This is a genomic window from Gemmatimonadetes bacterium SCN 70-22, from assembly GCA_001724275.1.
Lineage (GTDB): Bacteria > Gemmatimonadota > Gemmatimonadetes > Gemmatimonadales > Gemmatimonadaceae > SCN-70-22.
The window spans coordinates 1-11,418 of record MEDZ01000061.1; the positions used below are offsets into that span (position 1 = coordinate 1).

Below are 11,418 nucleotides of genomic sequence, written 5' to 3' on the forward strand. Positions count from 1 at the left end.
TGGGAACGGATTGGGTTGGGGGGTGGGAGGCGGTCGGTGTAGTGTTGTCGTAGGGGGGGGCCCCCCGCTCGCTGCGCCCCGCCGCCACCCGCTCCGACGCGATCGCACTCCCCTCCCCTCCCTCCCACGCCTCCCCTCGCCCGGCCTGGGCCAGGTTCACGATCTCGACCTCGGGGAGCACCCCTCCCCCCACGCGGTCGGGGAGCGAGATGAGGGTGTACTTCCCCTCTCGTGCCAGGACCCAGCTCTCCAGGCTCGGCGTGGCGCTCCCCAGCACCGTCACCGCCCCCTCGTGCCGCGCCCGCACGATGGCCACGTCCCGCGCGTGATAGCGCGGCGTCTCGTTCTGCTTGTAGCTGGTCTCGTGCTCCTCGTCGACGATGATCGCCCCCACGTCGTCGAGCGGGGCGAAGATCGCCGAGCGGGCGCCGACGGCGATCCGCTTGTCGCCGCGCCGCAGCGCCCGCCACGCGTCCAGCCGCTCGCCGTCACTAAGCGCCGAGTGCAGCACGGCGACGCGGTCGCCGAAGACGCCGCGGAAGCGGTCGACGGTCTGCGGGGTGAGGGCGATCTCAGGGACGAGGACGATGGCCGAGCGCCCTCCCTGGTCGACCACCCGGCGCAGGACCTCGAGGTAGACCAGCGTCTTCCCGCTCCCCGTCACCCCGTGCAGGAGGAAGACGTCGCCCCGGGCCCCGGCGGTGATGCGGCCGATCGCCGCCTGCTGTGCATGTGTAGCCTGGTGCAGCGCATGCGGAGTCCCGATGCGCGTGGCAAAGGGGTCGCGGTCCACGGCCTCGCGCTCCACCCGCACCACCCCGCGCTGCACGAGCGCCTCGATGACCCCGTCCGATACGCCGAGCCGCTCGACGACGTGCGCGACACTCGCCCGCCCCCCGGCCGCCTCGAGGAACTCGTACAGCTCGCGCTGCCGCTTCGCGCGCCTGAAGAGGGCATCGCGCGCCATCAGCGACTCGATGGTCGAAGTCACCACCAGCGTCCGCCGCGTCTTGCCGGGCGGCGACGGCGCCCCCGGACCGGTGAGGGCGGCGGGGAGGGCGCTTCGCAGCGCCAGGCCCAACGGGGCGACGTAGTGATCCGCCAGCCACTGGCAGGTGGCCAGGAGCGCCCCCCCCACCGCCGGGGTGGCCTCGGGGACCGCGCGCACCGGCTTGTACGCCACCCCCTCCACCGGAGCGACGTCGGTGGCCACGACGATTCCCACTTCCGCCCTGTTGCGCCACGGCACCACCACCCGGCTCCCCACCACGGGGAGGTGCTCCAGCTCCCCCTCCACCGCGTACGAGAAGGTGCGGAAGACCGGGACGGGGAGGGCGACGTCGACGAGGCGTCGGGGCGAGACGACGGGCATGGGGGAAAGGTAGCCCCCCGGGACGAGGGATGAGGGAGACGCCACGGTGTGTACCTTTCGCCCATGTCGCCGCGCCGCCCTCCGCCCTCCCCGGCGCCAACTCCCCTGGCGCCGCTGCTGCAGGAACACGGCTTCATCCTGCTGTACGATGGGGTGTGCGGGCTCTGCAACCGCACCGTGCGGTGGATCCTCCGGCACGACCGGGACGGGGCGATGCGCTTCGCCCCCCTCGACAGCGCCATCGGGCGCGAGGCACGCCGCCTCCTTCCCTCCCTCGCGGGGGTCGACTCCGTCATCCTCCTCCACCGCAACGGGGCGTGGGTGAAGTCGACGGCCGTGCTCGAGATCGCGCGCTACGTGGGAGGACCGTGGCGCCTTGCGCTCATCGGCTACCTGCTCCCGCGCGCCCTGCGCGACTGGATGTACGACCGCGTGGCGCGCGTGCGATATCGCGTCTTCGGGCGGTACGACGCCTGCCCCCTTCCGCCGCCGGAGCAGCGCCAGCGCTTCCTCGGCGCCTAACGATCGCCGGGCGGCCGGGAGCGGCGGCCGGCGCACCCACACGCCCGCGGTGAGCCGACGGCGAAGCCACGGCGCGCCGTCCGCGCGCCGCTACAGCGCGCCGACCGCGATCGGGCTCGTGCGGCGCGAGAACCACGCCATCCGCTGCTGGGCGGGCGTCCCGTTGGCCACGAGGTACTCCAGCAGCGCATCCGCCAGCTCGAACCCGCCCTGGTAGCGATCGCCCGCCGGCTTGGCGAGGCACTTCATCACGATCGCCGAGAGCTCGGCCGGGACGCGCGAGTCGACGACCTCGGGGGCGACCGGGGCCTCGTGCACCTGCTTGTAGCCGACGGAGTACGAGTCGGCGCCGTCAAACGGCGGAAAGCCGAGGAGCATCTCGTACAGCATCACGCCGACGGCGTAGATGTCGCTCCGCCCGTCGACCATCTTGCCCATCGCCTGCTCGGGCGACATGTAGTGCGGCGTCCCCATCGCCCGCCCGCTCCGCGTCAGGCGCCCGTGGAAGCGCGCGGTGGCGATCCCGAAATCGGTGATGAGCGCATGCCCGTCCTCGTCGAAGAGGATGTTGTCGGGCTTGATGTCACGGTGCACCACGCCACGGCGGTGGGCGTAGTCGAGCGCCGTCGCCACCTGCGCACTGATCACCGCCGACACGGCGGCCGAGACGGTCTTGTCGCGCACGAGGATGTCGGCGAGCGAACCGCCCGCCATGTGCGGCATGACGAGGTACACCAGGTCGTCGAGATCGGCGTAGTCCAGGATGGGACAGATGTGCGGGTGCAGCAGCTGGCTCGACGCCTCGGCCTCGCGCTTGAACCGCTCGCGCATCTCCGGATCCCTGGCCAGGTGCGCGTGCAGCACCTTGATGACCAGCGGGCGGTCGAGGGTGGCGTGGTAGGCGAAGTAGACATGGGCCATCCCGCCGCTCCCCATCCGCCTGACGACGCGGTATCGCCCCCCCGACGCCTTCCGCAGCGTCGTGAGCTCGCCATCCGGCTGCTCGGCGGGGACCACGTTGACCTCGGGGAGCGCCGAGGTGCAGCGAACGCACTTCGCCGCGCGTGTGCGGTTCCAGGTGCCGCAGTCAGGGCAGAACATCGCGTCAGGCCCCGAACTGCAGGCGCACGAAATCGTACGGCGGAAAGGGGCCGCTCTCCTCGATCTCGAGCTCGGGGAGGCGGCGCCGCTCCTCGCCGATGGCGTCCTGGAAGCGCCCCCACTGGTCGCGCTCCACCAGGAACGACGCCTCGGCGGCCTTGCGGCTCCCGGCAAGCGCCTCCGGCGCGAAGGTGACGCAGGCGACGGCGCTCCTCCGGAGGAACCGGAACGAGTCGAAGACCGTCGTCTCGAACTCGGCGGCACGCCCCTCGCGCGAGTCGGTCATCTCCGCCGGCGGCAGGGCGTGCGGCGTGATGCGCACCCGCGCCATCCGCCGGTCACCCACGAAGCGCACGGCATCCATCAGCGACACGTAGTGCAGCTCCATCCAGTGCAGGAGCGAGCTGCGCGAGCGGAAGACCGTCCCGAACGGTGCGGGGACGACCGGTTGCGCGCGGAACCGCTCCTCCACGATGCGCCGGTACTCCTCGAGCGCCGCGCTCGTCGCCGCCAGGCGCTCGTACGCCGCCGGCTGCGTCAGCGCCGCCAGGTCGCGCAGCGGGACGAGATCGACGCCCGTCACGTGCAGCGGCGCCGCGGCATCGTGGAGGACGATCCCGAACAGCTGCAGCGCCTCGTTGCCGACGGCGGGGGTGCGGAGACTGCGCGTGCGCGGCACGTGAATCGTCGTGGATCGGGCGGGCGTATGGCGATGGGCGACACCATCCAGACGACTCGATGGGGGCGCCCGGAACCCGGCAGATTCTGCCGAATTCCCCGGGGGACGGGGAGTCTATGCGTCGCGCTCCCCGCCATCCAGACCTGAGCCGCGCCGAACATTGGCGGAAGCCCATCGCGCCGTCGTGGACCCGGTGTCAGGCTCCCCGCCGGGCCTGGGGCCGCGGCGATGCCGCGGCTCCCCCGCGCTCCCCCCTCCCCCTGCGCGGGGGGCGGAGCCCCGCGCCGCCTACAACAGCGCCCGCATGTGCGTCACGCAGGCGTCGCCCAGCCGGTCCGGGACGTATCCCCCTTCCAGCGCGCTGACTAAACGTCCGTTGCACCACGCGCGCGCGCGGTCGACCAGCTGGCGGGTGAGGAGCTCGATGTGCTCGAGCTCGAGCGTGAAGCCTCCCAGCGGGTCACCACGAAGCGAGTCGAAGCCCGCCGAGACTAGGATGAGGTCGGGAATCCACCCCGCGGTGGCGGCGTCGACCCCCCGGCGGAGCGCGTCGACGTATTCCTCCGCCGGCCGGGCGGCCGGCATCGGGACGTTCCAGATGCTCCCGTGCGGACCGCGATCCTCGGCGGCCCCCGTCCCCGGGTACCACGGCCACTGGTGCATCGACACGAAGTGGATGTCGGGCTCGTCCTCCACCAGCGCCTGCGTCCCGTTCCCGTGGTGCACGTCCCAGTCCACGATGAGCACCCGCTGCGCTCCGTGCCGGGCGCGCGCGTAGTGCGCCGCGATCGCCACGTTGCCGAACAGGCAGAACCCCATCGCGTACGCGTGCAGCGCGTGATGCCCCGGCGGGCGCACCGCGGCGAACGACCGGCTTGCCCGCCCGTCGAAGGCCATGTCGACTCCGTCGAGGACCGACCCGCACGACGCGGTGGCGGCTGCCCACGACCCCTCGCTCACCACGGTGTCGGCGTCGAGCCGCCCTCCCCCCGCCTCGACCACCTCGCGGACGCGCGCGATGTACGCCGGGGCGTGGGCGATCGCCAGCTCCTCCTCGCTCGCGTGGCGCCCTTCGCAATGCTCCAGCGCCTGGTAGAGGGCGAAGTCGTTGCGCAGGGCGCGGGGAATGGCGCGCAGTCGCCCGACGTGCTCGGGATGATTCCACCCCGTGTCGTGGCGTCCGCAGTCGGCGTGGGAGATGTAGGCGACGGTCAACGGGCACCTCGGAGTCTGCGGGATCCCCACTCGGCCAGGAGCGCGGCCAGGAGGATGGTGAAGAGGATGCGCTCCCCCGCGTCGCGCGACGCCGGGGGAGCGCCGGAGGCCGCGCCGGCGGCCGGCTCGCCTAACGCTTCGACGAGCGCGGGGTACGGCGCCTCGTCGGTGGCCGCCACCACCGCCAGCGGAGCCAGCGGGGCGTGGGCGACCGAGGCCACCAGCCCCGACCACCACGCCCGATGGTCGGCGGGGGCGCCGTCGCCCCCCTCCATGCGCCAGCGCCACGTGTCATCATAGCCGATGGCCAGGGAGCGGCCGCCATCGACCCGCGCTGCCACCACGCGCGCGGATGCGCCGGTGCGCTCGAGGACGACTGCCGCCGGCCGCAACGCGGTATAGGCGATGCCCCCGAGGGCGCGGCGCGGCGCGGCGGTCGGCAAGGCGCCGAGGAGCGGCGCCACGCCCTGTCCCGCACGCGCGGGCGCAATGCCGGCCAGCGATGCCAGGCGGGCCGCCTCGGCGCCCAGGACCACCCCCCCACCGCTCCGCACGAAGCGCGTGATGGCCGCGCCCAGGGGGGCGGCGCTCGAGTCGAGGGCGACGACCGCCGCATAACGAGCCGTGTCGATCGGGGCGTCGCCTCCCTGCCTCACCACCACGTCCGGGGCGACCCGAAAGCGTGCCGCCACCTCCCAGCCGGCCTCCTCGAGCGCGGCGACCGTGAACTTCCCTTCCCACCCCGCGCGCGCGAGCACGAGGACCTTGCGCAGCACCACCGAGTCGCGCAGCGCCGCGCTCGCCGCCGCGCCCCTGGTGGCCGCCATCACCGTTCCGTCGATCGTCGCCTCCAGCACGCGCACCCCGCCCACGCCCGTCGTGGCCGAATCGATGCTCCCCGCCGCGTCGCGGAGGGTGACCACCTCTCCCGCAGCGGCGGAAACGATGACGCGCCCCCCTCCGTTGGGCGAGCTGACCGGCTCCACGGTGAGCGCAATGCCGGGCTTCGCGCCCGGAGCGAGCCGCCAGTGGATCGCTGTCCCCGCCGAGGCGAGCGCCCGGGCCCAGGCGCGCTCCGAGCGCCCGGGGAGGGAGTCGAGGGTGACGTCGAGGCGCGTGACGGGGGCGACCGTCGCCTCGCGCAGGGCCTGGGGGAGCGCCCGCGCCGACTCGACGCTCCTGGCCGGCGCAGCCGGCGCGGCCGGGCGCCACGCCAGCCAGAGGAGCCCCCCCAGGGCGAGCCAAGCCGTCAGGCGCAATGCGCGCTCGCCCCGCCGACGGTCACCGGGTGAGCGCATACACCACCAGGTTCACGCCGAAGCGCGTGTTGTCGACCGAGTAGAAGCGCTTGTTGTCGGGGTGGAAGTTCCACTCCGACGAGTAGTCCTTGTTGCTGTAGAGCACCGAGATGCGGTCGCCCCGCAGTGCGGCCAGGAGGTAGGGGTGCACGAGGTTGTCGCCCCACCCGTTGAGCTCGTGCGACGTGTTGGGGGGACCGTCCTCGAAGCGGAAGAACGCGGAATACAGCGCGTGCGTGTTGGGGAGCTTCCCCAGGGGACCGGCCACCGACTGCAGCTCCTCGGTCGCGGTCTTGTGGAACATCCCGTCGACGTCGTGGTTGTGGTCATCCACGAACAGGAGGCCGCCCCGCTCGAGGTAGCGCCCCAGCACCCGCCGTTCCTGCGCCGTGAAGCGCACCGGGAGGTGCCCCGTCAGGTACAACAACGGGTAGCGCAACGCCGCCTCGGAGCCGAGGGGGACGACGACCCCCGACGGGGCGACGTCGATCGACGTGTAGCGCGCGACGGAGTCGATCAGGTTGGCGGGGACCAGCGGCGCCGAGTCCCAGTCCCCCGACTCGTACTGTGCCGTGGCGAAGGTGAACGTGCTCATGGCAGCACCCCCCAGGCGGGGATATCGTCGCGCGCGACGGGTGCGTCGTCCAGCGCCCGCCGGGCGCGCAGGAGCAACGACGTGGCATCGCCCGAGGCGCGCAGCGCGCCGATCGCCGCCTCCAGCGCGCCCGCCGCCGCGGGGAGGCGGTCGGCGACCGCCAGCCGCAACACGATCAGCGAGTCGACCCCGGCCGCCGGGTTCCGCTCGAGCGCGTCGAGCGCCCGGCCGAAGCGCGCGACGAGCGGGGCGCGCGCCGCGTCGAGCCGCGCCCTGGGGGTGCGCGCCCCGGGGACGCCCCGCTCCTTCCCCGCCAGCCGCACGCGGGCCAGGTCCACCACCACGCGGGGCGGTGCCCCGCGCAGGTACAGGCGTTCGGCCGCCCGCGCGCGCTGGATCGCCGCCAGCGCCACGTACATCGGCGGGAGCGCCCGCGCCGGCTCGCCGCCGTCGAGGGCCCGCCCCGCCTCCCACATCGCGTTGTAGGCCTCCAGCATCGGGCGGTTGATCGCAACCACCGGCGTCTCGTCGTGCTCGAAGTCGGTCGGTGCCCCCTGGATCACCGTCGCCCGTTCCGCCGCCTTCAGGAGCTGCTCCGGCGTCAGCGGCCCCTTCCCCATCGAATCCCCCTCGGCATGCCCGTGCCCGTCGCCGTGGAAGTGCTCCCCCGCCGCCTCGGCGCCGTCGCCGAGCCGCGCGAAGATGATGTCGCTCACCTGCTTGCGTAGCCGCGCCTGGTCGCGCCCGATCGCGCGCGACTGCGACACGACCGCCGGCCGCCCGAGCGTGCGCGCCCGCTTCACCAGCGCCTCGGTGAGGTTGATGAGCATGCGCTGGCTCAGGAGCGACTGGTCGACTTCCGCCGGCGGCGCCTGCTCGACGGCGAGCGAGTCGTACTCGTCGGCTCGGGCAATGCGGATGGTCCGCGTCTCCGACGCCCCCACCCCAGGGCCGGCGACGTCGTTGCGGTCGCGCGCCACCGCCCGCAGGTGCACCACGTCCCCCGCCGCGAGCCCCAATCCCTCGAGCGAGAGCGCGCCGGCGAGCGTCCCACGGGTCGCCCCGCGCGCGGACAGGGTGCCTAACGTCCCGGACTTGAAGGTGAAGCGCTCCCCCTGGCCCGAGCTCACGATGTACTCGAACGCCCCGCCCGCGATCCCCAGGTCGTCGGTCACGTCGGCCGCCAGCGCGATCGTCCCGCGGGGCGCGCGCAGCACGGTGTCGCGTGCCGGCGCGCGCAGCGTCACGAGCGGGGCCGAGTCGACCAGCGGCTCGAGGGCGACGAGGCGGCTCTCGTCGCCTCGCCCGAGGCGCAGCAGGGCGCGGGCCGCGGGAGCGGCGAACGTCGCCTCCCATCGGTCACGCCCTGCGGCAATGCGCAGCGGCTGCGAATCGAGCGCGATCCGGAGCGCGGCGCTGTCGCCCGCCCCGCTCAGCGTCACCCGGCTCCCGGGATACGCGCGCACGAGCGCCGGCGCGCGGAGGCGTTCCGCGGCGCGCCCCGTGTAGCGCGGCGGCTCGACCAGCACCATCGTCTCGCCTAACGACGATGCGCCGGCTTCGGCGGGGCCGGCTCCGGTGCGAGCGGCGCGCCAGGCCGCGACCTCACCGCCGGCTGGGACGAGGAGCGCTACCCCGGCCCCAACGGCCGCCACGATCGCCGGGAGGCGCAACGCTCGCGCGAGCGCCCGGCGCGCCGCCCCCTCCCACGCCACCGCGCTCACCGACGGCTGGAGCGCCGCGCGCGCCCCCTCCGGCACCGCGGGGTCGACCGCGGTCACCAGGGCATAGCGCAGCGCCGGTTCACGCTCCTCGATCCAGAGCGCGGCGCGGAGCGGCGAGAGCGCCCGGGTCGCGCTCCGCCACCAGGTGACCGCCGCGACGAGCACGCCCGCCAGCACGCCGGCCAGCACACCGGCGAGCGCGCTCCCCGGCACGCCGCCCAGTGCCCCCGAGGCCGCCGCTGGCGACGGGACCGCGGCGCGCACCAGCGCCCACGCGCCGAGCCCAGCGCCGGCGCCCATGAGCGCACCACGGGCGATGGCCGTGGCGTGCAACCACGAGCGCCAGCGCGCGACCCTCGTCGCGACCGTGGCATCGTCCGTCGTGGCGCCGCCTCCCTCGCTGCGCCTGGCGGCGCGAGGCCGCTCACCCGTCGGTCCCGTCGCCGCGCTCATGCGCCCCCCTGCGGCGCGCCGACCGTGCGCGGCGGCGCGTCGTCCGCGCCATCTCCGCGCCGCCGGCGCACCCACCATTCGGCCAGGAGCGCGACCCCGGCAGCAACCAGGAGCCAGCGCTGCGCCGCATCGCTCCCCGCGTGCGGAGGGCGTACCTCGACCCCTGGTGCTCCGTCGACTCGCGCGCCCGATTCGGCCGGGCGTTCCGCGCCCCCGCCGGCGGCGCCACTCGCCCAACGGGCCAGCGTGGCGCCATCGACGAGCGCCTCGCTCCCCCCCCCGCACGCCCCCGCCAGTGCGCGCACCAATCGCAGGAAGGCGGGGCGCAACACCTCGTCGCCCGCAGTGGGGACGGTCACGCCGACGGTGCGGATGCAACCGAGTCCCAGCGCCGCCTCCGTCGCGGCCGGCGTCCCGTCGCCCCAGCGAAGGACGGTCACCCCCTGCGGCAGCGCGACACGGGCGCGCCCGAGGTGACCGGCGGCCGTGACGGCGCCGGCGGCGAGGATGTCGTTAGGCAGCACGAGGGCGGCACCGGGTGCGCCGGCCGCCCCCGGACGCGCGGCCGGGGCGCCCGTCGCGGCGCCGGCGCCTTCCGCTGGCCACGAGACGACGAGTCCGCCCGCCCGCGCCCACGCCGAGTCATCCGCCGTGGGGGGCGTGCGACGCACGCGGAGGCGGGGCACCGATGCATCGAGGGCCCGCGCGAAGGCGGCGCCGATGGGATCGCCGGGCGGGGGGAGGACGCGCTCTCCCTCCCCCGCGCGTGGCCCCTCCGCCTTGCGTGCGGCGACGCGCACCGGGACCAGCGCTCCACCCCAGCTCCCACGCATCGCCTCCACCCCTTCGTCCCAGCTCTCGGCGGCGAAGGGAGAGACGACCACGATGGCCACGCGGCCGTGCGTCGTCGCCAGGCGGTGCGCCTCGCGGATCGCGGCAACCAGGCCGCTCCCCAGGCGTCCCCGCACCTCGCCCCGTTCGCCCACGGCGCTGTCGCTCGCGGTCCATGCCGCCGAATCGACGCGGATCCACGACACGGCGTCGGCGCCGGCGGCATGGGCGCGGGCGCTGTCCATCGCCTCGGCCATGCGCCCCACGCGGCGCGACGCATCGACGACGATGACCCTCGCGTCTCCCGCACGGCGGGGCGCCACGGCGGGACGGGCCAGGGCCGTCCCCGCCAGGAGCAACGCCAGGACGCGCAGCGCCAGGAGGACGAGGTCGCTCGGACGGACCTCCGGCGAGAGGGCGCGCACCGCCGACGGCGGGACGAACCGCGCCGTCGGGAGCGGGACGGCCGGCGGGCGCCGCCACCCCCACAGGTGCAACGCCACCACCACCGCCGAGGCGGCGAGGGCGGCCAGGAGGTACGCGGGCGCGGCAAGGACCGGCACCTATCCCTCCCCGGCCGGCGCCGACGTCGCCACGGCGCGCACGACGAGCGCCGCGTCCTCCTCGGCTTGCACCTGACGGTACGCCGCCCCGGACAGGCGCCAGGCGAGCGCGGTCTCCTCGCGCCACGCCGCGAAGCGCGCCTGGTAGGCCGCCCGCGCCACCGCGTCGAGCGGGCGCTCGATCGCCGGATCCTCGGGATCGACGGCGAGGGCGACCGAGGGAGGCGGCGCCAGCTCGTCGCGCGCGACGACGTGGAGCACATGCACGTCGCCCCGCGCACTGGCGCGCGTCGCCGCGGCCCGGCGCAGCGCCCCCTCGTCGCCCAGCAGGTCCGACACCACCACCAGCCGCGCCCCCATCGGCACCTGGAGCAGCGCCGGGGCCCCCTGGGGGGAGCCGGACGGCGTTACGCTGCCTAACGCGGACATGAGCTCGAGCAGGACGTCGGCCCGGGTCCGCGCCCGGACGAAGGCCGTGCCCCCCGCGGCGACGATCGCCGCCCCCACCGGATCGCCGCTCCGCTGCGCGATGGCCGCCAACCCCACGGTCAGGGCCCGGGCCATCGCCCACTTGGCATGCGTGGTCGCAGGGTACGCCATCGACGCCGAGGCATCGACCAGGAACCAGGTCGGGTGCACCGCGCGGTCGTCCGCGAGGCGGGTGAAGGGGCGGTCGCTTCGCGCCAGCAGCTTCCAGTCGAGCTGGCGGGGGTCGTCACCCTGCCGGTACAGCCGGTACTCGCTGAGCTCGGGCGCGCGCCCGCGCAGTCGCGAGGGGTGCGCGCCGGTGTGGGTACCGCCGACCCGGCGGCGCGCCGGCCAGGTGAGGCCGCGAACCGCGTCGAGGATGGGGCCGTACTCGCGCGGGATGGACATCGTGGGACCCGTCAGGCGGCGGAGTCGGAGGAGGCTCGGGGGGCCCCCCCCAACAACAACCTACCCCCACCCCCTCCCACCCCCCGTACCATTCCCTCCTCCCTCGTACCCTACAGCCGCACGCCGCTCGCCGGCGCGCCCACTCGCTCCATCACCTCCCGCACGATCCGCTCCGCCCCGACCCCCTCC

At 75.0% G+C, this 11,418-nt stretch carries 10 protein-coding genes; 1 reads left to right on the forward strand and 9 read right to left on the reverse strand.

The window, feature by feature from the left end; all coding sequences use genetic code 11:
- Positions 1-1,372: primosomal protein N' (locus ABS52_18380; GenBank protein ID ODT00503.1), on the reverse strand; the 1,372-nt coding region annotated here is incomplete at its 3' end.
- Between the two features lie 117 nt (positions 1,373-1,489).
- Here ABS52_18380 and ABS52_18385 point away from each other — a divergent pair.
- A complete protein-coding gene (locus tag ABS52_18385; GenBank protein ID ODT00511.1) occupies positions 1,490-1,894 on the forward strand; it encodes a hypothetical protein in 405 nt (134 codons plus the stop codon).
- Positions 1,895-1,984: 90 nt separating this feature from the next.
- Here ABS52_18385 and ABS52_18390 read toward each other — a convergent pair whose 3' ends face one another.
- The 8 genes from ABS52_18390 to ABS52_18425 all read right to left on the reverse strand — a co-directional run bounded on the left by ABS52_18390 (position 1,985) and on the right by ABS52_18425 (position 11,229).
- Positions 1,985-2,995, reverse strand: a complete 1,011-nt coding sequence (locus ABS52_18390) for a hypothetical protein (protein ODT00504.1) — start codon at positions 2,993-2,995, stop codon at positions 1,985-1,987.
- A 4-nt stretch (positions 2,996-2,999) separates the two neighbouring features.
- A complete protein-coding gene (locus tag ABS52_18395; GenBank protein ID ODT00505.1) occupies positions 3,000-3,674 on the reverse strand; it encodes a hypothetical protein in 675 nt (224 codons plus the stop codon).
- A 288-nt stretch (positions 3,675-3,962) separates the two neighbouring features.
- Complete coding sequence (locus tag ABS52_18400; protein ODT00512.1) at positions 3,963-4,889, reverse strand: hypothetical protein; 927 nt, start codon at positions 4,887-4,889, stop codon at positions 3,963-3,965.
- The gene (locus tag ABS52_18405) at positions 4,886-6,148 is read right to left on the reverse strand and encodes a hypothetical protein (GenBank protein ODT00506.1); all 1,263 of its coding nucleotides are present in this window, start codon (positions 6,146-6,148) and stop codon (positions 4,886-4,888) included. Before ABS52_18405 ends, ABS52_18400 begins: the two co-directional genes overlap by 4 nt.
- 22 nt (positions 6,149-6,170) lie before the next feature.
- Positions 6,171-6,782, reverse strand: a complete 612-nt coding sequence (locus ABS52_18410; protein ID ODT00507.1) for a twin-arginine translocation pathway signal — start codon at positions 6,780-6,782, stop codon at positions 6,171-6,173.
- Entirely contained in the window at positions 6,779-9,037 is a 2,259-nt protein-coding gene (locus tag ABS52_18415; protein ODT00508.1) for a hypothetical protein, read from the reverse strand. Before ABS52_18415 ends, ABS52_18410 begins: the two co-directional genes overlap by 4 nt.
- The gene (locus ABS52_18420) at positions 8,956-10,353 is read right to left on the reverse strand and encodes a hypothetical protein (GenBank protein ODT00509.1); all 1,398 of its coding nucleotides are present in this window, start codon (positions 10,351-10,353) and stop codon (positions 8,956-8,958) included. The genes ABS52_18415 and ABS52_18420 overlap by 82 nt, the downstream gene beginning before the upstream one ends.
- Positions 10,354-11,229 (reverse strand): hypothetical protein, encoded by an 876-nt coding sequence (locus ABS52_18425; protein ODT00510.1) that lies wholly within the window; start codon positions 11,227-11,229, stop codon positions 10,354-10,356.
- Between the last annotated feature and the right edge of the window lie 189 nt (positions 11,230-11,418).

Excerpts from the sequence above, each read along its gene's own strand:
- ABS52_18415 (ODT00508.1), bottom strand. The coding sequence starts at position 9,037 with ATGGTGGGTGCGCCGGCGGCGCGGAGATGGCGCGGACGACGCGCCGCC.
- ABS52_18410 (ODT00507.1), bottom strand. The coding sequence starts at position 6,782 with ATGAGCACGTTCACCTTCGCCACGGCACAGTACGAGTCGGGGGACTGG.
- ABS52_18425 (ODT00510.1), bottom strand. The coding sequence starts at position 11,229 with ATGTCCATCCCGCGCGAGTACGGCCCCATCCTCGACGCGGTTCGCGGC.
- ABS52_18390 (ODT00504.1), bottom strand. The coding sequence starts at position 2,995 with ATGTTCTGCCCTGACTGCGGCACCTGGAACCGCACACGCGCGGCGAAG.